The following is a 23,880-nucleotide window of genomic DNA, read 5'->3' as shown; positions in this document are numbered from 1 at the left end:
GGGCGTGTCGCTCTCGTTTATGTCAAACTAAGGTACTTCGGTTGGTATTTGGGAACTGATTGTATCCGCTAGAAAGGGCTTACCTGAGTCTAAGAGCAGGCAAAAAAGCGGTCGGATTCGTTCCCAGACGTTTCAAGGTATTGGTAGCAGGGGTGTCTGTCAACGTGGGGCTGATCTTAGAAAGGGGTTGACATGATATTGCGGCGGTTATCGGTCGGATTTTGAGTGGTGTCGGTTAGAAATGAGAATGAGGAGCAAGGTTGGATTGAGTAGGGTGGGTTGGGGTACGATATAAGGATTACGTGGGTAAGATGAAGGCTGGGTGGGGAGATGGGGGACGTGTGATGTGGGAATGACAGGATAGCAGCGTGGGGCTGCGCAGATTGAGGATACAGGAACAGTGGGTCAGAAACTATATATATTTGATGATGGAAAAGGCGAATTTGGGCCTTTGGCGGATCGGCGTGCAATCTTTGAGATGCGCACGGGAGCGATCACGATACGCGAACGGATCGAGCGAACGCTTGGTACGAAAGTGAGTGGTGTTTGGGTGAAGGATGGATTGTATGAAGTGATGACTGAGCGGGTGAAGGGGGATGATTGGGGGGACGGTGTGGTGGTCAATGAATTGGTTGGTGGGGGGGATGATGGGGAAGAGGTGTGGATGGCTGTGAATGGGCGGTGGAATGCGGTGCAGGATATTGACACGGTGAAGGAGTTCATGTCCACGGGGTTGGAAAACTTTAATGGGATCGGTTGCGGTGCGCTGGTGGATCGGCGGAGTGGTGATGTGATTGCGATGAAGGGGAAAGGCGAGGTGGTGAGCCGATTTTTGAGTGGCGGGTTTCCGTATCCGCATGGTGGGGCGAGTGTGCGGATGATTGGTGGGAGTGATGTGCGGACATTGTTGGAGAGGCCGTGGCATGCGTTGGATGAGATGCCGGATGCGTTGTTGTTGGATTTGGCGGCGATCGAGTTGCCGGTGATTAAGGAATCGGATCACGTAAATATCACGGCTCATGGTAGTCATGAGATGCGTGTTGCGAGTAGTGCGAAGTTGCTGCCTTATACGGTGGTTGACGCGACGTATGGGCCGGTGGTGATTGATGAGGGTGCGGAGATTAATCCGCTGACGGTGTTGCAGGGGCCGTGCTATGTTGGGCCGAATTCGGTGTTGGTGTCACATACGAGTATTCGCAGGAACACGGTGATCGGGCCATGGTGTAAGGTTGGTGGTGAGATTAGTGGTGTGGTGATGCAGGGTTACTCGAATAAGGTGCATGATGGATTCTTGGGAATGGCGATGATTGGGGAATGGGTGAATCTTGGGGCGAATACGAACGTCAGTAACTTGAAGAACACGTATGGGAAAGTGCGGATCAGGTTGAGAGAAGAGTTGGAGGTTGAGGATAGTGGGAGGCAGTTCCAGGGGCCGATTGTTGGGGACTTTGTGAGGACGGGGATTGGAACGCGTGTGAATACGGGTGCTGTTTTGGGGAGTGGGTGTATGTTTGCGGGGTCGCACTTTACGCCGAAGTATGCAAAGCCGTTTGGTTTTTACACGGATGGGCCTGACGGGATGGTGCGTAGTGCATATGAATGGGATAAGTTTGTGATGACGGCGAAGCTGATGATGGAGCGGCGCGGGGTGATGTTGACGGGTGCGGAGGAGAAGTTGCTTCGTGAGATTTTCGAGAAGGCGAATCATGGGGGATGAATGAGCGAGGGGGGAAGGGAAGATGACAGCATGAGATGTATGCATTAAAAAGGTGGTTATGCGGAATCCGAGAGACGTACTGGATGAATTGGAATGGGATGAGCGAAAGGATGTTCGGCGAGAGGTGACTCGGCGGACACGGGGTTGGCTTGCGCTGGCTATGGGGTTGTTTTTTGTGTTGGCGATCTTGCGGGTGAGCGGTGTTGGCAGTGGTGCTGGTTGGTTGATGCTTGTGAGTTGGGGGTTATTGATTGGCGCGGTGGCGATTGTTTGGGTGGTGATTCATAAGCGGAGGCAGGTGATGGGGGATGTGTTGGAAGAGCGAGGGTATGGGTTGGATGATGAGGAAGATGAAAAGGAGTGAATGGATATGAAAATGAATTTATTTGGAATGTTGATGTTGGGAGTCGTGGCTCTAATAGGGGGGGTAGGTTGTTCGGGGTATCAGATGATGGAGGTGGATGTGCGACAGCAGAAGACGCGGCAGCCAATTAAGAATGTGGCGGTGGAGGTGAGTTATGCGGAGCCGGGATGGTGGTGGCCGTTTGCTCCGGAGGGGGATGAAGGGGTGACAGATGCTGGTGGGAAGACTGAAGTGAAAATGAAATATTATGGTCGCGGGACGATGATTGAGATCGCGGGGCAGGTGTTTAAAGTGACCCAAGAAGTGTTTGAGAATGGCGGGATTTTTCAGAATACACGGTTCCGAGCGACAATGACCCCCCGGAAGCCTGACAAATAGATTTCTGTCAGTAGATTGATGATAAAACAGGGGGGGGAAGGAGTGAGCGATGAAGAAGTGTGATGCGGAGACGACGGTGGGTGAGATGAAGGAGGCGGTGCTTGCGTTTGCGAAGGCGCGGGACTGGGAGAAGTATCACCGGCCTAAACATCTGGCGATGAGTATCGCGATCGAGGCGGCTGAGATCATGGAGCATTTTCAGTGGCTCAGTGAGGCGCAGGCGGATGAGGCGATGCAGCGGGATGAGGTGAAGGCGGAGGTGGCTGAGGAATTGGCGGATGTGCTGATGTACTGCATGGAGCTGGCGAACGTGGCGGGGATTGATCTGGCGGAGGCGTATTTCGCGAAGCTGGCGAAGAATGAGAAGCGGTTCCCGGCGGATGAGGATTGGAAAGCAAAGTGGGAACGGTAGTTGTGAGGTGGGACGGAAAGATGATCTTATCTTAAGTATAGCTTAATCAAGTGGTTATATAATTGAGAAGGCGGTGTTGTGAGATGGGGGGCGCGGTAATTACGTGTGTGGATCGAAGTGATTGACGTACTGATGCTGTGTACATATGCTGTGAATGTGTCGATAAATATTAAAAATGTAAACATGTTTTAGATGTTTGCTGGGTTTTAGCCTATTTGCGTGAATATTGCCCAGATCAATCAACCTTATGATCGACTGGATGACGAGGAAGTAATTTTGCATAACGCGTTAGATGGAGATGGTCAGGTGATGTATCGTAAGGATCGGCCTTATAACGATTTGCCGCTTTTGCCGCCGGCGGGGGTGGAGCTGGAGAACCGGGAGATTTTGAAGGCGTGTATCCGTGCGCATGCGGCATTGGCGGAACTGAAGCAGGCGGGGAAACGGATCCCGAATCAGACGGTTTTGATCAATACGATCCCGCTCTTGGAGGCGCAGGGCAGCTCGGAAATTGAGAATATTGTGACGACGTCGGATGAGCTGTTTAAGTTGGCGGCGCTTCAAAGCGAGCGCGATACGGATCCGGAGACGAAGGAAGCGTATCGGTATCGGACGGCGTTGCAGCATGGTTATCGTGAGATACGGAGGCGGCCGCTGACGGCGAAGATGGCGCTGGAGATGTGTCAGATTTTGCGTGATGAGAAGATTACGCTGCGGCAAAATCCGGGTGTGCATATCAGGAATACGGCATCGAAGGAAGTGGTGTATACGCCGCCGGAGGGGGAAGGGGTGTTGCGACAGAAGTTGGCGAACTGGGAACAGTTCATGAACAATTTTAAGGAAGTCGATCCGTTGGTTAGATTGGCGGTGGGGCATTACCAGTTTGAGGCGATCCATCCGTTTGATGATGGGAATGGTCGAACGGGGCGAATCCTGAACATTTTGTTTTTGTTGAAAGAGCGGTTGCTTGAGATACCGGTGTTGTATTTGAGCCGCTATATCGTGGATCTGAAGCGGATTTATTATGATCGGATTCGCGGTGTGACGGAGGAGGGGAATTGGCAGCCTTGGATTTTGTTTATGGTGAATGCGGTTACGGACACGGCGATGTGGACGTGCGCGAAGATCGAGGCGATTGCAGATTTGATGTTAGAAACGAAACACTATCTACGAGATAGTTTGCCGAAGATTTATTCGCATGAGTTGAATGATGTGCTGTTTCAGCAGCCGTATTGCCGGATCAGTGATTTGGTGGAGTCGAAGATCGCAAAGCGGCAGACTGCTTCGGTGTATTTGAAAAGCTTGTGTGATATCGGGATTTTAGAAGAGCGAACGATTGGTCGTGACAAATTGTTTATTCATCCAAAGTTTTTACGGCTGTTGTGTGCGGATGAACATGGGTTTGAGAAGTATGCTTGAGTAAAAAGAATGGAGCATCTATCGTGATATTAGAATGTGAAGATCAGGTTGTGAGTGAGCAGGCAATTGAGGCTGAGGTGATTGAAGCACTTGCTGGCATGAACGAAAAGAAATGTGATTATGTTATTCTGAGCAAAAATGAAGAATCGTTTATGCAAGCGGCAGGTACGACGATTGAATATCGCGAGGGCGAGCAGCAATATCATTGCGAAGAGAGTATTGTCGATATTCAACGCGCATTCATTTTTTATCTCAATGAAGATGATGCGTATTTAAAGATGTTTGATTGGCAACCCATCGAAACATCTGAATCAAAGGCTAGCATTATTGCAATCATGTTGTTTATCATTGCAACTACGGCTTACGCAATATACGCAACTCTCATTGCATAGTATTTTAGGTTATGCGTGGAAGCGGTCGAGGGCGAGTTCGTGGGCTTCGTGGTAGCGGCGGCCTAAGTTATGCCAATCGAAGTGCTCGCTGAATGATTCGACGGTGTTGCGGAGGCTGATGCGTTCACGGCGAGAGAGTTGGCAATACTTAAACATCATGTCGGCGAGCTGGTTGGCGGCATACTCAAAATCGTGATAGCGACGGGAGACGACGCCGATACCTTTTTCGTCGTGGTCTGGTAGGAGTTGCGCAAGGTATGAGCCGAAGCCTGAGAGGTCGGAGGTGATGGCGGGGACGCCGAGTGCGATGGATTCGAGCGGTGTATAGCCCCAAGGTTCGTAGTAGGAGGGGAAGACGCCGAGATGGCAGCCGCGTACGAATTGATCGTAGTCGATGCCGAAGAGCGGGTTGGTGGCGTTGATGAAGTCGGGGTGGTAGATGAATTTAACTGGGTCGTGCTGATGGTTGACCAGGTTGCATGAGCGGAGTTGGCAGAGGACGTCGTCGGAATGATCTTCGATGAGGTCGTGGGTGACGACGGATGGGAGTGCTTCGCTTTTCCATGCGTGGATGGCGCGGCGAAGACGGAGGCGGAAGTAATCTTCGGTGAGGGTGTTGAAGTCGGGGATGTGACCTTGTGCGGCGGCTTCGAAGAGGCGGTCGCCGATCTCTTCTTTGATGTGGTCGGCGGTGGTGCGGAACTCTTCGAGCATGGCGCGGGATTGGAGTGTGTGGACGTTGATGGAGTGGATGGGGGCGCGTGTGATGAGGAAGAAGATGACGTTGACGGGTGAGCCGGCTTCTTTGAGACGGTGATTGAGGCGGGCGAGGGCTTCGATGGTGAGATCCATGCCCTTGTTGCGGTACTCGTATCGGCCGGAGGTGTAGAAGTAGAGTGTGTTGTCGAGGTCGAAGGTGTAGGAGGGGAAGAAGTGACCCATGGTGAATTGATGGATGCGCTTCTTATAGTCTTGATGGAGGTTTTGGAATTCGTGGAGCGCGGCGAAGCGATTGATGTTGAGTCCGTTGGGTAGGAGAACATCGGGGGTGCGGCCGAGGAGATGGGTGCATTCTTCGGCGGTGACGTCGGAGACGGTTGTGAAGACGTGTGAGCCGTGGGCGGCTGCGCGTTCGAGTTGGTGTTGCGCTTGGATGTTGAAGTGTTTGGCTTCTTCATCGTCATCGAAAAATGAGAGGTGATCATAGAATTGATGATCGTTCATGGCGAGGTAGCGGCCGAGGATGGTGGCGTGGGTGGTGAAGACGAGTGCGCCGGGCCAATTTTCGTGACGGAGCATGGGGATGACGGGGCCGGCCATCCATTCATGGCAGTGAGCGATGAGATCGCGGCGGTGCGATTCTTTTTCTGCGAGTGTTTGGAGGAAGATGCGGACGACTTCGGCGAAGGTGAGGACTTGATCGACGAGAGGTTCGGCGGTGTTGTCTGTGGAGATGCCGTGATCGGCGTAGAGGCGGTACTTGATTTTATCGAGGTATTGGTAGGCTTTGTCGGATTCGAGGAGGACGACGTTAGGTCGACCTGAGACGAGCCAGCGGCCGTAGTGTGCGCCGATGCCCATGTCGCGGAGTTGTTTGACGGTTTGACCGATGGGGCCGACGAGTGGTGCGGGTTCAAATTCGACTTGAGCTTTGTCGTGATTGTATGGGCCGATGAGGCAGTAGCGGTTTGACCAGCGTGTGACCATGGAGGGGGTTTTGGATCGTAGGACGGTGTAGATACCGCCGAGCTGGTTGCAGACTTCCCATGAGATTTCCATGAGCAGTGGTTCTGCACGACGCGATTTTGAGGCGCGTGGTTTATGTGTAGGCTTGAGAGATTCGTTTGAGGTGATTTCGGTCTTAGCCATGCTGAAAAAAGTCCTGTGAGTCGAACGGATATCGGCAGGAAACGTCAACTCTTTGGTTGCACCCTGGAGGGGGAGTTGGCTGGTACAACTGTAAACACCACGATTGTACGCGCCATTGTAAATTACGGATAGTGTGAATCTGCCGAATGCTTTTAGTTTGAGTGGATGTGTTGTTGAGGCAGACTCATGTGATCCAAGTGGTTATAAGGTGATCACTTATGGGATATCGGTGAGATAGGTCTTATGAGGTGAATCGTTGATTGTGATAGCCGATAATGTGGGGGTTTTTATTCTGTGATCAGAGGATTTATAAAAAGCTCATGAATGTGATGGGCGGTTGTGCTGCATCGCGGTGTTTGAATGGTCGTGATAGAATGAGATTGAAGAAAGGGAAATCAGCGATGAGTGATGCAGTAAGTTTTATGGATTTGATTGAGGCGGGGGATTTAGACGGGATCAGGGCGTTAGCTGAGCAACATTCGACGGCGGTACATCGTCATATGGCTTATGAGCGGCCATGGGGTGAGGAATTGTGGTTGCCGTTGCATCATGCGGTGCGGTTAGGGAAAGCGGATGTGGTTGAGGTGTTGATCGAGGTGGGTTCGAATGTGAATGGTCGAACGCGATTTGCGGCAGGGCCGACGAAGGCGCGGGCGACAGCGCTGCATGTGGCGGTGACGGAGAATCAGTTGGCGATTGCGGAGATGCTGCTTAAGGCGGGGGCAGAGGTGAGAGCGCAGAAGGCAGACGGGGCAACGCCGCGCGAGATGGTGGAGGCGATGATCAAGGCGGGCCATGAGGAGTATGAGCCATTTTTGAAGTTGATTGAGCAATATGAGAAGGTTTAGGCGTGGGGGGGAGAATTTCGGGGCCATAGATGAGGTTAGAACAGAGACAGGAAGGTTTGCGTAAGATCGCTCTCTATGTGGTTGTGAGTATGGTGCTTGCAATTTGTTTAACCATTGCAGTTGCTTCTGTTTATACTCATATTGCTATCCCAAAGCGAAAAGTAACAATTAGACCTGTGAGGGAACCCCATCCGGTGGTTCAGTTGCCTGAACCGGTAGAGCGGCCGGGCAAGCTTAGTTATTCTTTGTTATATGAGCTTAATAAGGTACAGGGTTTAGAGATACCAAGAGATTGCAGAAGTGGTGGGTTTTCTCGTAGCGGCCCATATGTCCATATGCATGTCACAGTCTCGTTGTATTTTGAATCTTCAGTCCTTGATGAATGGTTGGCGACAGCACCGTTATTACAGAATCGTACATGGATTACTGATCGTGAGAAGGTGCAGGCTGGAAAGTGGTTGGAATTGTTTGAGAAGATGACGAAATTCAGATATTTGAAGTTTTCTGAAGAGACATTGCCAAACTTCGAGATACTGATTGATGAAACGAATGAGCCTAGCGATAAGCAGGATATTCATGTGCTGATGCGGTTTGAATACATGAAGCATAAGTAGGTGTTATGCTTCGAAGCAGCGATCGAGCCTGTGAGCGATGTTCAGCCAATCGAAATCTGCTGCGGATGACTGAGTGATAAAGCTCTCTTTTGATGTCGATGAAAATCGTTCACTCGTTTCTTGCAGGATATGTGGCAAGGATTCGGGGGTATCGTAAAAAGTGACACCTTTACCTTCTACTGCGCCCCAAATTTCGGGGTAGGCCAGTGCGCGGGGTAAAAGGAGCCCGCAACCTGCCGCGGCGGCTTCAGCGACAGCGAGGCCGAAAAATTCATGATCAGCGGTTGAGATGAATAGATCAGCTTGTGAGAGCGCGTGGAAATAGTCGGCCGCTGTTGGTTGGTAGCCCCAGTGAACGATGTTGTCGGCGAAGGAGGTTTTAGCTTTCTGGAAGCAATCAGGAACTTGAGAGAAGGATTCGCCGAGAACTGAGATTTTGAAGGGGAGATTTTTATGCTGAAGTTTTTTGATTGCCTCAAAGAATAAATCGGGGCGTTTATCGTGTTCCCAGCGGCCAGCCCATGCGAGATGAATGGTGTTCTTGTTGCTGGAATGCGGTGTCGGTTGAATCGCTTTCTGGATGTTCTGGTAATTGATGCCTGGAGGGATCGTCATGGCGTGCTGTTGGATGTGGTCGGCCATGAAATCCCAATCAACGTGTTTAAGTTTCCCAGCTTTTGCGTTGAGTGAATGAAAGCCGTTCAGGAGGGTGTCGCGATTGAACGTCGAGTTAAAAATGACGTGGCCAGTGGATTGAAGGGCGGTGTGGGCGCTGATGATTTGTGAGATGCCGAAGTGAACATCGCCGCCGTGCTTGCTGCGTAGCGGATAGGCGAACTGGTTTTCGTGGAAGTATTGCGACATCGGGCGTTGTGCGATGAGCGCGGGAGCGGTGGCTCGAAAATCAGCCAGATTCATCATCGATGTGCTGAAGATGTGGCCGCCCTGCCCGATGTGTTCAAGGTTTTGTTTGCTCAGCGTGTGTTCTGTAATCCTGCGGCTTGACGTATCAGATGATGAACTGAAATTCGAGATGCATTTAACCTGCGTATCAGAAGCGATGGGCAGATGATTCAGGATTCGCGTAATGTGATTGGCGAACGTGATCCCAGCGTGACGGATGCGCCATTTCCATGCATAGCCAGGGAGGGTGAGTGCGATGATGTTGTGGCGAGAGTTGAGCATCCATTCCTGAAGGAACGATTGATGCGAGCCAGCATGGTAGGGTTGCAGAAAAAGTATGGAAGGTTTCATCTAAGATTGATGATATCAGCTTGAGACCAAAGGTGTGATGATGGCTGAGAGTGCGATGATGACTAAGATCGTGAGCGCTGCGATTTTTAGCCGACGGTTTGAAAGTTTACCGCCGATCCAATGCCCGACTTTAGTCGCGGGTAGGCCAAGCAGGAACATGGCGACACCCAACACGAAATACAGCAAAACGCTGGTACCAAATGACAGGTAAAGCGAGAGCATAATGATGGGTGTATTTTGCAGGAATGCGATCCAAAGAAAAACACGCGATTTCTTAGCATTCCAATCATGAGCATGGACATAAAGGACTAGCGGCGGCCCCGCCATACCAACTAACCCGCCCATCACACCGCTGGTGCTGCCCGCGAGCATTGTCCAGCCTAAGCCAAGTTTAGCGTGCGGCTTGGGGCGGAACGCGAATTGGATAATGATGGCAGTAAGCAGGAGCAGGCCGATCATTTGCTTGATCGAGCTCGGTTCGTACTTCTGCATAAAAAAGAGCAAAACAGCGCCAATCGGGATGGTAAGCATGCGGATATAAAAAAGGGGCAGCGTTTCGCGCCAAGTCACTTCGCCCGGGTGTTTGTAGATCGAATAGGAGAGCTGAACGGATTGGATGCCGACAACCAGGGCAATACAGTCAGGCAACGCGACACCAGCAAGATTCATGATCGGGACCGCAAACATGCCCATGCCGAACCCGACCGCGGATTGCAGCACACACCCACCAAATAGAGCGCCACCAATCACGAAAAGTTGAATCAATAAAGTATCCGTCACCAGTTATAATACCTCACAAGCATGTGACGAAGATCATGACACGTTTGTCACATACAATAGATCATTCCATCGTCATGGACAGGGTGCGGGACAGAGTTTTTGTTGCAACAAGGCGAATTTTACTTCACCCTTGGTGTCGCCCAAAGCTCGACAGTCAACGAAAGAGACCAACCATGTCACATATCCAAGCCGAACACCTCAAAGTCCAGACCCTTGGGCCGTGCAAATTTGATTCTCCCATCTCGGACTGGCTTGTCAAACGTGCAGCCTTCAAGCCGGGTATCGGCGTGCATGATCGAATGCTCTATCACGATCATCTTTCTTCACTGACCGAATATGCTGTGATGGATCATGAACGTGTGCCTTCTTTTGAAATAGCAGGCCCACGCGCGAAACTTTTTTGGAAGCCCAAAAAAGTTAAAGCGGGTATCGTCACATGTGGCGGCCTCTGCCCCGGTCTCAATGATGTGATCCGCGGTCTTGTCATGGTGTTGCACCATCGATACAACGTGACCAATATCCAGGGCTTTCGCTATGGTTATGAAGGGCTTAATCCCGCATTCGGACACACGCCGCTTCAATTAACCCCGCAAGTGGTAAAAGATATCCATCATGACGGCGGAACAATACTCGGCTCATCACGTGGCCCACAAGATACCGAAGTAATGGTCAACTATCTAATGGATAGAGGCATTAACGTACTCTTCGCAATCGGCGGCGACGGAACCCAACGTGGCGCCTTAGCATTGTCACAGAAAGCCCGTGAAATGGGCAAGCCAATCTCCGTCATCGGCATCCCAAAAACCATTGATAATGATGTGCGCTTTGTTGAACAATCATTCGGCTTCCAGACTGCTTTCACCAAAGCAGTCGAAGCAATCAAAGCAGCTCACACTGAAGCCAGATCCGCACAAAACGGTATCGGCATCATTAAGCTTATGGGGCGTCACTCCGGTTTTATCGCAGCCTACGCAGCGCTTGCAGTGAATGATGCAAACTTCGTGTTAATCCCTGAAGTGGATTTCCCACTTGAAGGCGAAAACAGCATTCTGGAAGCACTAGAAAAACGGCTTCAACGCCGTGATCATGCAGTCATCGTCGTTGCAGAAGGCGCGGGGCAAAAATACTGTTCTGCTTCTGCAGGTACAGACAAATCTGGCAATCAACGATTAGGTGATCCCGGTTTATTCCTCAAAGAAAAAATTACCAACCACTTTAAATCGTTGAACAAGCCTATCACTGTGAAGTATATCGATCCTTCGTACATGATCCGTGGCTGCCCCGCGACTCCTCATGATTCTGTTCTGTGTTTCCGATTGGCCGCCTATGCCGCACACGCCGCAATGTCAGGACGTACAGAAATGGTCATCGGAAAATGGCATGGAAAGTTTGTGCATGTTCCGACGCAAGCGGCCGTCTCAATAAGGCAGCAAGTCAACCCATTCGGGGACCTTTGGTTGTCAGTCATAGAAGCAACAGGTCAACCCCGTTGGGAGCCAGCCGAAGATTGCGCGCTGCACTAGAGCAGTTCGCATGAATACCCATAGGCCTTGCCTGTGAATAACAGCAGTAAAGGATCGGTGAAGTACCTTCATTTTATGCGACCGACCTGCTGCTCAATACATGAATAATCACGCAAAACGCTCTTATATCCAAACATCTAATTCACGCATTGACAAGCCCATGATTTAATATGATGGGTTTTTTATCATCCTTTTTTTAGATCCATATCCAAGGCGAAGGTAAACGACGTGAAGCGGTAAAACAAAAAGGGTATACGTGAATGTATCGCATTAGAATTAAGAGATTTCTTATTGTGTAGAAATATGGAGCTATATTTGATATACGCTGTATTTTCAGGTTCATTGTAAGTTAGTTGTTGAATTTTATTGGTAAAATAATGAGTTATAAAACACCTAATGAATAAAGAGTATTTCTGAATTAAGTCTAATCTAAAGTTAGATTATATAACGTGTGGAATGGTTAACCTGTTGTTATTTTTGACGTAATAAAAAAATAATGATTGAAAATTTGCACCAAGTATTTTAATATTTATATATAACATCTGTTCTTGAGATTCTTTGATTATCTATATCGTTTTGTTTGAGGCAGTAAGCATTATGCCATGTTGTGCTCGGGTGTAGGATGACACTTGTGAATCACACGGGATAATGAAATGCATATAACCCAGCAATTGCCTTATTACGCAGTTATTTTTACTTCGATGCGGACAACATCGGTTGAGAATGGCTATCAGCAAGCGAATCGCCGCCTGACAGAATTAGCAAAAAAACAACCGGGATTCGTCGGTATTGAAACAGTGCGCCAAGAAAATGGCTTCGGTATTACCATCAGCTATTGGCGTGATAAACAATCAATTCGTGCTTGGCGTGAACATACCGAACACTGGATTGCACAACAGATGGGTAAATCCAAATGGTACGATTGGTACCGTGTGCAAGTCTGTAAAGTCGAACGTTCATATGTAGATGGTAAAAAAATACCTTCTGAGTTTCTTGACACGAAAAATACAGAATCAACTGACCAACGCATGGTCAGTGGACTCGAGGGGTAAGGTTTGCTGGGCAATAACTAGAGAGCCATGACTGCTTTCAACTGTTAACTCCAACTCAGCACCTAACGCAAAACCGCCAGCATCTGCTGACGGTTTTTTATATTGATATATAGGCTTGTGTTAACCGGAATATTGCGGTTCGTTACCGGTTTTCCATTTGATGTTACAACCCATTGAAGGTTTCTGCTCGACAGTCACAACTTGATCATTTAGCAATTGATCAAGAGCTTGCCGCAGATCATGGCCATTCGCTGCGTTATCTTGCTCGTACACACCTGATTGAATCCGTGTTGGCCGCGTGTCATCCAATTGGCCTCGATAAACCAACTTTTTACCTGCGTCATATAAGAAGAAATCTGGCGTACAAGCTGCTGTGTATGCTTTAGCAACCAATTGATCAGCATCGTGCAAATACGGGAACACATACCCGCGCTGTTCAGCTTCTTGCTTCATCTTCTCTGGTGAATCTTCCGGATAGCTGTCAGCATCATTCGAACTGATCGCAAATACTGCAATCCCTTTATCCATATATTCGCGCCCAAGCCTCGAAATCTCGTCCGCTACATGCTTCACATACGGACAATGATTGCAGATAAACATGACCAAATACCCTTTGGCATCACCATACTCATCCAACCCCACCATCTCGTTGCTCTCAACATCGAGCAACTCAAATTCTGGTGCCACACTCCCCAAACTCTGCATTGTTGAAGGCGTTAAAGCCATATCAGCATCTCCTATAGGTTTCTTCGTCACACAATCATAGCGTGATATTTCTTTTGCAAGCTCCCAGTTCAAAGATTTTTAACAACAACCCGCAGATAACCGCTTTTCATCCCGTAATTCGGAAATCACGTTGGTCTGTTTGGCCCGATTGGCCGATAAATCTAATGAAACTGCGCCTTTATTTTATGGTGCGCGCATACACGCAACTTTTACCAGATTACCCCACGAAAGGTACACATGGGCTCATTCTGGCCAAGCCTGTTCAACATACTCCTTCTCCTCTCCGCCGCCATGATCTTCGGCGGCATCGCTGTCAGACTGCGCCAATCTGCCATCGTCGGGTACCTCCTCGCTGGCACCATACTCGGCCCACATTCGCTCAACACCGTTATGCAGACCGACACCGTCGAAGGTGTCGCTGAACTAGGTGTTGCCCTCCTCCTCTTCTCCATCGGCCTCGAATTTTCTTGGACGCGCCTCAAACAACTCGGCAAAACCGCTTTTATCGGTGGTGCCCTTCAGATTACGATTACAACCATTGTCGCCGCAATCATCGCTTTTTGCTTCAATACCGGCATTGCAGCCTCGATTGCTGTGGGGGCTATGGTTGCCATGTCCTCTACTGCTTGCGTGCTTCGTACCCTATCTGACCGCGCTGAAGTCGATTCCGTTCCCGGTCGGCTCTCGCTCGGCATCCTCCTATCGCAAGATATCGCGGTTGTTCCACTCGTCATCCTTGTGACCGCTCTTGGTACCATCAACGCCTATCCCAAGGCCGTTCCCTCTGATCAGTACACCGTTATCCAAGCTCCGGCAAGCAATCAGCAACTCTCCGCTCCTCTTACGGAAACCACAAGCAACGCACCTATCCACACCGACACCCACATTGTTCAAATCCTTGGCGAAATCACTTTCCAACTCCTAGCTGCAGGTCTGCTCATCGGCATCTTCCTCCTGCTCAGTAAGAAAGTGCTCCCGCGCATCGTCACGATGCGCACCATTTCCAACACTCGAGAGCTCCCCATTCTCTTTGCGCTTGTTGTCGCCGCGGGTTCTGCTTGGCTCGCACATCAACTCGAACTCTCGCCCGCACTTGGTGCTTTTGTCGCCGGCGTTGTTCTCGGCGAATCCTCTCTCGCGACACAAATCCGCTCCGATGTCGGTCCCATTAAAACTCTCTTCGTCACACTTTTCTTCGCCTCCATCGGCATGCTCGCAAACATGAGCTGGATCGTCGAACATCTGCTCCTGCTCATCGGTGTTACCGCTGGCATTGTCCTCCTCAAAATCCTCATCATTTGGCTCGTTGAACGCATCATGAACGTTCAACATCGTCACGCTATCGCCACCGGCCTCTGCCTCGCTCAAGTCGGCGAGTTCTCCTTCGTCCTCGCCATCACCGCACGCGGCTCTTCACCCGACAACGCACTCATCAGCGAAAACCTCTTCAATCTCATCGTCTCCGTTTCCATCCTCACCTTCTTCATTACCCCATATTTCATCTCCATCGCCAATCCCACCGGCCGATGGATCGAATTTCAGTTACGTAAGCATCGATTGATACGCACACCAAGCAAAAACCTCCGAGGCGGCGAATCCGATACACTCGCCGATCACGTCATGATCGTCGGCTTCGGCCCCGCTGGGCAGGAAGTTGCTGATCTCATGCGCGCTATCGAAGAACGCGTGATCGTCCTCGACCTCAACCCAATGACCGCTCTCAAAGTCGAATCCCAAGGCATGCTCTCACAGATCGGCGATGCCTCTTCCCACGAAGTCCTCGAACACGCTGCCGTTCATAAAGCGAAACTCCTCGTCATCACGCTTCCCGATCACCGCGCCGCTGCCACCGTCATCCGCACCGCTCGGCATCTCTCACCCGATCTTCGCATCATCGCTCGCGCCCGCTACCACGTCTATGTCAGCGAACTCGAAAACGCCGGCTCAAACCGCGTGATTGATGAAGAAACCGCTGTTGGCAAAGAGCTCGCTGATCAGGTCAAACAAGAAATGGGCCTCGATTTCACCGCCTAATCATCCCCCACCCCCCACCACTATCTCCTCTTATCATTTTTTTTTGTAACAACTTTCAAGCCTGCCACCGCCGGTGGCAGGGCGTTTGTACGATCCACGTTTAATTATTACAACCACACTTAATACTAAACAGCCATATCACGGTATGAATCCTCCGAGGGCTCCAAGACACGCAGATTCGCGCGTCAATTCAAGGACGGATTGAAAGTTAAGAGATACGAAACAGGGGGGGGGAGTGGGGATAGAAAAAGCCGACATCTTTAAGACGTCAGCTTCTCTTTCATCCCATTCCTTTTGATTAATCACCCCGCCGTGCATGTCACCTCAAGTTGGTCAAATTGCTCAGGATGATACAGGTATCGTGTTACGATCTGCTCCGGGTATCCCGTTGCATTAGTAGTGATCAAATTGATCTGATCATCAAACTCATGCAAGCATTTCTCACAATGAGATTTTTGAAGGATAACCTCGTTAACTGAAAACTTCTTAAGCAAATCATTGCAACTCAAGCACGCCGGATCATTCGTCCGTACGATGTTAATCGTACATACCGCCTTACTTTGTCTATTCACGCGATAGATAACAAGACGGTCAGCATCCTTAATGCACCCCGCGAAGCGACCTGATGACATCGGAATCGCAACATTCATATTTCCACACCTCGTCCTTACGTCACGTCAGCTTCAACTCTTGGGCAATGAATACGAGTTTTGCGAACAGGCAACTAACATTTGATTAGTTAGCACCCTGAATCTTGAGGCCACTGATTGAGAGAGTTGGCTTCAACGTGGGACAGTTATACGGACTATATTGTCCGAATAACTGTGCATGTTTCAAGCATTGGATTTAAAATTCCGAATAACGGGATTCAACTTGCTGTTTATCGAGATCAAATCTTCACCTCTTTAAGCATAAACCACGATAATTAAATAGCTTGACTTATATTTAACCATATGGTTAAATAATTGCTTCAAAAAACATGTGAGTATGCAACGACTCATAGCAACCTCACACCGACCCTAAAGGATCAGATCAATGGTGACAGCAACAAGCAGCCAACTTGATCGAACATTTGCCGCACTCGCGGACCCAACCCGCAGAAGCATCATCTCGTGTTTGTCACACGGTGACTGCTCTGTCAGTGAATTGGCAGAGCCTCATGAGATGTCGCTCCCCGCCATATCCAAACACCTCCGCGTGCTCGAAAAGGCCGGCCTCATCGAACAGCAGCGTGAAGGCCGTGTCCGCCGGTGCGTCCTTCACGCCTCACCCCTAAAATCCGCCGCCGATTGGGTCGAGGCATACCGAATCTTCTGGGAAGCGCAATTCGATTCACTCGAGCAATTACTCGAACAGCAAAATAATCCAGATCAAAACAATGACTGCGAGAATCAATCATGATCTAACAAACTAATTAAATAATAGGCAAAGTATCGATCGTTAATTTAATTTTATTAATATAAAACCAATTTTATCATTGCACGCAACATTGAAGTGTTGTTGTTGTGCTACTGGAGCATATCATGACAACAATAAACCATACACATTCACTTGAAATCAAACGTACCTTCAACGCAACCTCGCAACAAATTTATCAAGCTTGGATGGATCCCAAAATCCGCCAACAATGGTTCGCACCCAATCACGAAAAGATGACCTGTACTGCTTGCAAAATCGATCCAAAAGTTGGCGGCCAATTTGATCTGACCATGCACGACGACGAGACAGGCGAAGACCATATCGCTGTCGGCGAATTTATTGAACTTATCGATAATCAGAAAATCGTCTTTACATGGTCATGGAAAAACAAACCCAATCTTGCGAAGAACACGCATATCACCATCCAACTAACACCTTCTGATGGCGGCAAAAAAACTCACATGACCTTCACACATGTCGGCTTACCCGACGAAGCCACACGCGACGATCATATGAAGGGTTGGCAAGGTTGTTTTAAATCGCTCGAACTATTACTCGACCAATAAATACCCACATCACAATCAGCAGCACGCCGCGATCGGATCAACATCCGTCGCGGCTTATTTTTTCCCAACCTTCAACTGCTCTGTCACCACATCTAATATCTCACCATCACGAAGATTCACCCCCACAATCTTCCCCTCAGGGTTCACCAAAAATACCGCCGGCACGCCCCGAGTCCCATACGCCGGCCTCACCTGATCAAACTCCCATTTCCCTAAATACGCTTGCGGAAAGCTCATCCCCGCAGCCTCTGTAAATCTAATCGTCTCACTCGGATTATCATCCAGCGACAACCCGATCACTGTAAAATCATCACGTCCCCCAAACCGTTCCCACGCCCGTTGCACCCATCCCGCCTGAACGCGGCATAAATGCGAATCCGCCATCCAGAAAAATACCAACACATACTTCCCTCTGTTTTCAGACAGCACAAATTCATCATCGTTCACCAACCGTCCCTCCCGATCCACCTCCCCTGCCCTGAGCATTGGCGCGCTAAACCCCGGCGCTTGCCGCGCACAGCCCGCAAACGCCACCAACACAATCAACATTATCCAGCCAAGATATTTCATACTCATTATTATACGTATCACATTAATAATCAGGAGCAATCTTCTCAAGCCTGCCACCGCCAGTGGCAGGGTGTTTGGAAGAGATCTCGCCGTTCGTAGATATTGTTTCACCGTAACATAAAAAAACCGCACACCAAAGTATGCGGTCTGTAATACCTAATCAACGGTTTGATTCAAGCCCAAACGCTCTACGCGTGGGTGCTTTGACGATCATTAAAAATTGATCATGCGGTTGTTAATGCCAAGCGCCGATTCATGCACCGCTTCGCTCAGTGTCGGGTGAGCATGCATCGTCGCGACAATTTCTTCAGCCGTCGCTTCAAGCGTGATCGCCAAACCCATCTCCGCAATCATCTCCGTCACGCCCTCACCCACCATATGAGCGCCCAGCACTTCCTGATGCTCTTCACCCACAATCAACTTGATAAAGCCCTGCGTCTCATTAAGCGCCTGCGCCTTACCCGATACCTGGAACGGGAACTTCGCAGTCGTGTACGCAATGTCATTTTCCTTACAGTACTGCTCCGTAAAACCAACCGATGCAATCTGCGGCGAACAATACGTGCAACCCGGAATCGCATTGTAATTCACGTCCGGCGCGTCATGCCCATACATCCGCTCAACCGCCAACACCGCTTCCTCACCAGCGACGTGTGCCAACCACGGAGGCCCAATCACATCACCAATCGCATAAATCCCAGGCACATTCGTCTCATACGTCGCGCCCGCCAACTTGTAATCCGTAGCCGTCTTGATGTGCCCACGATCAATCTCGATCGTGATCGACTCATCAAACAGCCCATCAAACCGTCCCTGAACGCCGATCGCAACCAGAACCTTATCCGCCTCTAGCTCCTGCGTCTTGCTCTCATCATCAACCGCACTAATCAGCGCTTTGATCCCTTTGTCTGTCTTCTCAACAGACTTCACAATATTTTTCGTCATCACCTTGATGCCCAGCTTCTTATAAGCCTTCAGCATCGCCTTCGACACATCCGTATCCTCAATCGGCACCAACCGATCCAGCATCTCAACGATCGTCACCTCGGTCCCATATGCATTGTAGACATACGCAAACTCCATCCCGATCGCTCCCGAACCCACAATCAGCAGTTTCTCAGGACGTTCTTCAAGCAGCATTGCTTCTTTCGAAGAAATAATCTTGTCCCCATCAAACGCACTACCCGGCATAGGCCGCGGGCTTGCACCCGTCGCCACCATCACCTTCGGTGCATTTAAGACAACCTTTGCCTCGCCGCCAAACTTAAACTTCTCAACCCCGTTCGTACCAACCTCACCCGTCGGCTCCGCATCATTCAAATCATAAACTTCAACCGTCTTCGGGCTGCCAGCAGCTGCCTTCGAGATCAGCGCATGACCATCATAATGATCGATCTTGTTCTTCTTCATCAAGAACCCAACACCCGCATTCAGATTGCCCGCCACCTTACGTGACCGAGCAATCACCTTCGACCAGTCAAACGAAATGTTCTCAGCCGAGATCCCGAATTCTTCCCGCTCATGGGTTAGCTTGTGATACAACTCGGCACCAGCTAGCAATGCCTTTGTCGGGATACAACCCCAGTTCAAGCATGTCCCGCCCAGTTTGTCCCGCTCCACGATCGCCACTTTCTTGCCCAACTGAGCCGCACGAATCGCTCCGGTATAACCACCAGGCCCGCCCCCAATAACAATCAGATCGTATGATTTGGTTTCAGCCATGATCTTGATACTTCCTGTCTAATGCGTTTTGCGATGCTATTTCCTCGTAGACCAGAAGGTCGTTCCGTGACAATAGGCATATTGCAGCGACCTACTGCCGAACCCGTATGCACGATCGAAGAAATATTGACGCAAACCGAAATAGTGTCACAAGCCTCAGAACGCGTTAGCGCCACACATCCTCCGCTTGCCTTTTATCGTGTAAGCTGCGCATTCTAGCGGATTATTCGCTCCCCTTCCTCTTCCCACCGATTCCGTTCCGCTAGATGAAATCTACATTTTACTATCAGAGACCCATCGCGCATTCCTCCCAGCAACCACTTGTCACTTCTCGCCACAGTTCAATACCCACTCATTTCGCGTTACAGACATAAAAAAGGTGACCGGCGAAAGACCCACCGGTCACACATGCATAGAAGAGAAAGAAGTTCGTCAACCATCCCCCCATCCCCCCCCATCTACCCCTCCCTGCCTCAACCTGAGCTTGTTATTCACTCGCTCTATCTATAAGACGTCTGTCTTGTCATCATTTTTCATCCGCTTTCATTTTTTCTCGGATGACATCCACCATTTCAGGCCCGCGCAAGTCCTTCGCAACAATCCGTCCTTCAGGATCAATCAAAAACATCGCCGGTATACCCTGCACGCTGTATTTCTTCGTGACCGTGTCCTTATTCCAATCCCCCAGGAACCCTTGAGCGTATGGCAACTCATGTTTCTCAACATACTTCAGCGGCTGCTCACGTTTCGCATCCAGCGACAACGCCAGCACCTCAAACCCAACCCCTTCATCCTTCAGCGCTTCGTAAGCCGCCTTCACATTCGGCGTCTCCGCCACGCAAGGTCCGCACCACGTCGCCCAGAAATCCAACAACAGCCATTTCCCCCTGTAATCCTCAAGTCGGATCACTTTCTCTGGATCACGCAGATCCGCTACCTCAAATTCAGGTGCTTTCTGCATTAACTCAACATGCTGCATGACTTGCACTTCAAATTCACCAAGATCAATCCGATCTCCACCATCTTCCTTGATTTCAAACTGAGCATGCAACGACGCCGCCTGCTCGTACCGATTACCCTCTTTTTGCTCATAAATACTGACCTGTAGGATGTATGCATCCGCAGGTAAACCGTACACCTCAAAGCGCCCATCCTTTTCCAGCTTCACCTGCCTGCTCACCACATCCTGATATGCAGCTTTCCGCTTCGCTTCCCATGCCTTATGAGCATCCGATTTCTGGAATGCTTCCCACCATTTCGTCCGCTCATCCTGCTCCATATCTTCCCAACCCTTAGGCAGCGGCGGCTGCAGCCCTTCCTCATTCACCTTGGAGCGGATTATCACATGATTCATCGGCCCATTTTGCCACGCCTCCGGCAACTCATCCAAATCCGGATGCGTGATCCGACCAATCGCTCTGCTACCCGAATAAGCAAAATCAAACTCATTCATCCCCGCCTTCAATTCCACTTGCATCTCAAACATCATGTTCAGCGAATTGTCACCCTCATCTTGCTTCGCAAAGCATCGAATCTTTCCCTTCCCCGTAGGCAACGCTTTAAATTCAACGTAACCCTGTTCATCTGTTGTTTCCAATACCCCATTACGTATCGACGTATACGATCTTTGATCGTGATCCGTATAGTTCGCATTCATATCAAATGAAACCAAATGCCCAATCAGCGGCTTCCCATCCATCAACACCTTCACCTTCGCTTCAGCCCACGGATTCAAACGAATCTCTTTACCCTGCCCAGCTTTCACCTCATCCATCTTTGCGATCGCATACCCCGCATTACTCGTTGCAAACACCGCAAAATCCTCACCCGTATCCGTGAACGCAAATCGCCCAGCCTCGTCCGTCTTCACGCTCATCTTGTCATGATTAAAGCTCGGTTTACCCAAATGCGCCTGCGTTCCCTTATCAACACGAATCACTGACACATCCTTCACCGCTTCGCCATGCCAATCCACTACTTTGCCACTGAACATATCACCCTTCTCCAATTCAATGACCACATGCACGCCATGTTCCCCATCCTTCACGATCCGTGATTGACCCGGCTTGTATCCCGGCGCTTCTATCTTGATCCCCATTTTCGGATACGTATCCCTGTAAACAACCTTAAACTCATGCCCATCCTTCTTAATCCCACGATCACGGAACTGCCAGTGCATCCGGTCATGGCCTTCCCAGCCGATCCCTTTGCCAACTTTGTAATCTGTAATCGCTTTCCCCGTTCCCTTCTCAATCACCTCACCAGTAATCTTCAGATCTGAATAAAGCGTCAGCACATACGCCTCATCCTGCGCCTTCAAAATCGGTGCAATCGATTGATAATCCGAATGATGCACACCAAACCTGAAATATTCATCCTCCGAAACATTATTAAATTCAAACCCACCGTTCTCATCCGTCTTCGTCTTGAAGTTCAAAACCCCAATCGACGTCCCGCAAATATGATGCTTTTGGTTATCTTTCGTAGGCTCAATCTTCGACCAGTTATCTAGCTCCACCTTCGCGCCAACCATCGGCATCCCCTCGTCATCCAAGACAATCCCCCGCACCGTATGCGCCTTACCCAACGCTACATCATATTTTTCAGCAGTAATCTCCTCCACCTTCATCTCACGCAAATCAACATACGTCGGTGCAAAATCATCATGCGAAATATTGATCACGCGATAATCTGGCTCACTCTTATCCAAACCATATAAACGATAATAACCATCCTGATCCGTCACCGTCCTCGGATACCACGGGCAAAAACCGTTGTACAAACTCACCCGTGCACCCTCAACCGGATTCCCCTCCCAGTCCGTCACCACGCCTTCAATACACGATCCACCATCCAGCTCAACTGTCACATGTCCGCCATTCGTGGTCTTGCCATCCACAACAACCATCCCCGGATGCAATTCCGCTTCACTCAGCACAGCATACGGCTTATACCCGCCTTCAACTTTATTGTGATACACATCACGACCGTTATGCGGCACCGTGTTGTATCTGTCATCATACAAGTACACCCGAGCTTCCTTCACAAACTCACTCGGCACAGGGAACGCAATCTCATGATGATCCTGTTCAGGCACAACCGTCATGTAAAACCAGTCCTGTTTCAACTCATAAGGCAGCTTCGGCACATCATCCTCATACAAAACCTCAACATGCACCGACACATCGCTCAGCTCCTCACCCGTTGCCTTGTCCATCACATCGAACGACAGATTCCCGCTCCTCACCAGCATCACCGTCTGCAACCCATCATCACCAACCTCGATCGTCCTCACATCTTTCACAAACGCATCAACATACTCTCCCTTCTGAATCTGCAATGTGTGTTTTGCCTTCTCACGCATACCCAATGAGTACGCCGCCACCTTCGCGATACCATCCTTTCCCGTATACGCATACTGCGCAAAATTCGCCAGCGCCACATCCACCGTCACCCGCGCACCCTCAATTGGCATCCCTTGCGAATCAACAATCTTCACCTCAACCATATCATCCGCAACATACGCTGGAATCGGGAACGATGCGCCCTGCTCCACCGTCGCAGGACTCAGCGACAACTCAAAAATCTCCAAATCCGCCGGCGATACCGAGTTGTTCCTGTACCCCACCACCAACATGTCAATAAACCCATCATCATGAAGCTCACGCAGGTCGCGCGACAATGTATGCACCTCGCCATCCGCAATCAGATCCATCGCATTGAAAATATAAAAACCCTTCTTATAGTCCGTCGACCCAACATTATTCCCATACAGCGACCACACATCATAAAACCCCGGCGAACTCGACCGGTACTTCAACGTCAAAATCGGATACTGATTGATATCGATCACCTGACCCAGCGGCAGTTCCCACGCAACACGCGAACCCGTCTGATTCACACGGAACACAACCTTATCCACCCGATTCTCAACCGCATGCGCCGTCGTATACACATTCCCCGTCCGCTGCGGTGCAACACGCCACTCCGCCATCGTGTTCACCACGATCTTCTCCTCCGGCGGCGTCTGATCCAACCCAAAATCAATCAACTGCCCCTTGCAGCCCAACCCCACCATCGCCATCAATATCAGCCCGATCGTTGCGATTACTGTTCTCATTTTCTATGCATCCCGAAGGTCTGTCCTCTGTACTATGCGCTCACATCAAGCGCAAATACCTCCCGCCCTCATCTATTAAGACGCTGCTCACTTCTAAAGTT

Annotated in this window: 21 protein-coding genes; 13 read left to right on the top strand and 8 right to left on the bottom strand. The window is 49.9% G+C overall.

Annotation, left to right across the window (positions count from 1 at the left end; genetic code table 11):
- Nucleotides 1-400 precede the first annotated feature (400 nt).
- The 6 genes from KS4_RS17395 to KS4_RS17370 all read left to right on the top strand — a co-directional run bounded on the left by KS4_RS17395 (nucleotide 401) and on the right by KS4_RS17370 (nucleotide 4,682).
- Entirely contained in the window at nucleotides 401-1,717 is a 1,317-nt protein-coding gene (locus KS4_RS17395) for a putative sugar nucleotidyl transferase (protein ID WP_145081282.1), read from the top strand.
- Nucleotides 1,718-1,775: 58 nt separating this feature from the next.
- Nucleotides 1,776-2,081, top strand: a complete 306-nt coding sequence (locus KS4_RS17390; protein WP_145081279.1) for a hypothetical protein — start codon at nucleotides 1,776-1,778, stop codon at nucleotides 2,079-2,081.
- A gap of 6 nt (nucleotides 2,082-2,087) precedes the next feature.
- Nucleotides 2,088-2,459, top strand: a complete 372-nt coding sequence (locus tag KS4_RS17385) for a hypothetical protein (RefSeq protein ID WP_145081276.1) — start codon at nucleotides 2,088-2,090, stop codon at nucleotides 2,457-2,459.
- Between the two features lie 49 nt (nucleotides 2,460-2,508).
- A complete protein-coding gene (locus KS4_RS17380) occupies nucleotides 2,509-2,871 on the top strand; it encodes a nucleotide pyrophosphohydrolase (RefSeq protein WP_145081273.1) in 363 nt (120 codons plus the stop codon).
- Nucleotides 2,872-3,180: 309 nt separating this feature from the next.
- The gene (gene fic / locus KS4_RS17375) at nucleotides 3,181-4,290 is read left to right on the top strand and encodes a protein adenylyltransferase Fic (protein WP_145081819.1); all 1,110 of its coding nucleotides are present in this window, start codon (nucleotides 3,181-3,183) and stop codon (nucleotides 4,288-4,290) included.
- Nucleotides 4,291-4,313: 23 nt separating this feature from the next.
- Nucleotides 4,314-4,682, top strand: coding sequence for a hypothetical protein (locus tag KS4_RS17370; protein WP_145081270.1), 369 nt, complete (start codon nucleotides 4,314-4,316; stop codon nucleotides 4,680-4,682).
- Nucleotides 4,683-4,691: 9 nt separating this feature from the next.
- Here KS4_RS17370 and KS4_RS17365 read toward each other — a convergent pair whose 3' ends face one another.
- Nucleotides 4,692-6,551: a glycosyltransferase gene (locus tag KS4_RS17365; protein ID WP_145081267.1), complete on the bottom strand. Its 1,860-nt coding sequence runs from the start codon at nucleotides 6,549-6,551 to the stop codon at nucleotides 4,692-4,694.
- Nucleotides 6,552-6,952: 401 nt separating this feature from the next.
- On the opposite strand from KS4_RS17365, the gene KS4_RS17360 reads away from it, so the two are divergent.
- On the top strand, nucleotides 6,953-7,399 hold the full coding sequence (locus KS4_RS17360) for an ankyrin repeat domain-containing protein (RefSeq protein ID WP_200761405.1): 447 nt from the start codon (nucleotides 6,953-6,955) through the stop codon (nucleotides 7,397-7,399).
- A 29-nt stretch (nucleotides 7,400-7,428) separates the two neighbouring features.
- Nucleotides 7,429-8,013: a hypothetical protein gene (locus KS4_RS17355; RefSeq protein WP_145081261.1), complete on the top strand. Its 585-nt coding sequence runs from the start codon at nucleotides 7,429-7,431 to the stop codon at nucleotides 8,011-8,013.
- 3 nt (nucleotides 8,014-8,016) lie between these two features.
- Here KS4_RS17355 and KS4_RS17350 read toward each other — a convergent pair whose 3' ends face one another.
- Together KS4_RS17350 and KS4_RS17345 are read right to left on the bottom strand one after the other, a co-directional pair.
- The gene (locus KS4_RS17350; protein ID WP_145081258.1) at nucleotides 8,017-9,267 is read right to left on the bottom strand and encodes a tRNA-queuosine alpha-mannosyltransferase domain-containing protein; all 1,251 of its coding nucleotides are present in this window, start codon (nucleotides 9,265-9,267) and stop codon (nucleotides 8,017-8,019) included.
- 15 nt (nucleotides 9,268-9,282) lie between these two features.
- Nucleotides 9,283-10,047 (bottom strand): sulfite exporter TauE/SafE family protein, encoded by a 765-nt coding sequence (locus KS4_RS17345; protein WP_200761404.1) that lies wholly within the window; start codon nucleotides 10,045-10,047, stop codon nucleotides 9,283-9,285.
- A gap of 173 nt (nucleotides 10,048-10,220) precedes the next feature.
- Between KS4_RS17345 and KS4_RS17340 the strand changes: the two genes are divergently transcribed.
- Nucleotides 10,221-11,570: an ATP-dependent 6-phosphofructokinase gene (locus KS4_RS17340; protein ID WP_145081252.1), complete on the top strand. Its 1,350-nt coding sequence runs from the start codon at nucleotides 10,221-10,223 to the stop codon at nucleotides 11,568-11,570.
- Nucleotides 11,571-12,223: 653 nt separating this feature from the next.
- A complete protein-coding gene (locus tag KS4_RS17335) occupies nucleotides 12,224-12,622 on the top strand; it encodes an antibiotic biosynthesis monooxygenase family protein (RefSeq protein WP_145081249.1) in 399 nt (132 codons plus the stop codon).
- 120 nt (nucleotides 12,623-12,742) lie between these two features.
- Here KS4_RS17335 and KS4_RS17330 read toward each other — a convergent pair whose 3' ends face one another.
- Entirely contained in the window at nucleotides 12,743-13,348 is a 606-nt protein-coding gene (locus tag KS4_RS17330; protein WP_145081247.1) for a thioredoxin family protein, read from the bottom strand.
- Between the two features lie 237 nt (nucleotides 13,349-13,585).
- On the opposite strand from KS4_RS17330, the gene KS4_RS17325 reads away from it, so the two are divergent.
- A complete protein-coding gene (locus tag KS4_RS17325) occupies nucleotides 13,586-15,382 on the top strand; it encodes a cation:proton antiporter (protein ID WP_145081244.1) in 1,797 nt (598 codons plus the stop codon).
- A 302-nt stretch (nucleotides 15,383-15,684) separates the two neighbouring features.
- On the opposite strand, the gene KS4_RS17320 is transcribed toward KS4_RS17325, so the two are convergent.
- On the bottom strand, nucleotides 15,685-16,032 hold the full coding sequence (locus tag KS4_RS17320; protein WP_145081241.1) for a hypothetical protein: 348 nt from the start codon (nucleotides 16,030-16,032) through the stop codon (nucleotides 15,685-15,687).
- A gap of 385 nt (nucleotides 16,033-16,417) precedes the next feature.
- Between KS4_RS17320 and KS4_RS17315 the strand changes: the two genes are divergently transcribed.
- Together KS4_RS17315 and KS4_RS17310 are read left to right on the top strand one after the other, a co-directional pair.
- Nucleotides 16,418-16,783, top strand: coding sequence for an ArsR/SmtB family transcription factor (locus KS4_RS17315; RefSeq protein ID WP_145081238.1), 366 nt, complete (start codon nucleotides 16,418-16,420; stop codon nucleotides 16,781-16,783).
- Between the two features lie 122 nt (nucleotides 16,784-16,905).
- Nucleotides 16,906-17,367, top strand: coding sequence for an SRPBCC family protein (locus KS4_RS17310; RefSeq protein ID WP_145081235.1), 462 nt, complete (start codon nucleotides 16,906-16,908; stop codon nucleotides 17,365-17,367).
- A 54-nt stretch (nucleotides 17,368-17,421) separates the two neighbouring features.
- On the opposite strand, the gene KS4_RS17305 is transcribed toward KS4_RS17310, so the two are convergent.
- From KS4_RS17305 to KS4_RS17295, 3 genes are all read right to left on the bottom strand, one after another.
- A complete protein-coding gene (locus KS4_RS17305; RefSeq protein WP_145081232.1) occupies nucleotides 17,422-17,943 on the bottom strand; it encodes a peroxiredoxin family protein in 522 nt (173 codons plus the stop codon).
- 207 nt (nucleotides 17,944-18,150) lie between these two features.
- Entirely contained in the window at nucleotides 18,151-19,659 is a 1,509-nt protein-coding gene (lpdA, locus tag KS4_RS17300) for a dihydrolipoyl dehydrogenase (protein WP_145081229.1), read from the bottom strand.
- 526 nt (nucleotides 19,660-20,185) lie between these two features.
- Nucleotides 20,186-23,779 carry a redoxin domain-containing protein gene (locus tag KS4_RS17295; RefSeq protein WP_145081226.1) on the bottom strand — a complete coding sequence of 1,198 codons (3,594 nt, stop codon included), beginning with the start codon at nucleotides 23,777-23,779 and terminating at the stop codon, nucleotides 20,186-20,188.
- Nucleotides 23,780-23,880: the final 101 nt, after the last annotated feature.

Origin of the sequence: Poriferisphaera corsica, from assembly GCF_007747445.1 — a bacterium.
Taxonomy (GTDB): domain Bacteria; phylum Planctomycetota; class Phycisphaerae; order Phycisphaerales; family Phycisphaeraceae; genus Poriferisphaera; species Poriferisphaera corsica.
The sequence above is the reverse complement of the archived record's forward strand: the minus strand, read 5'-3'. Positions and strand labels throughout refer to the sequence as shown.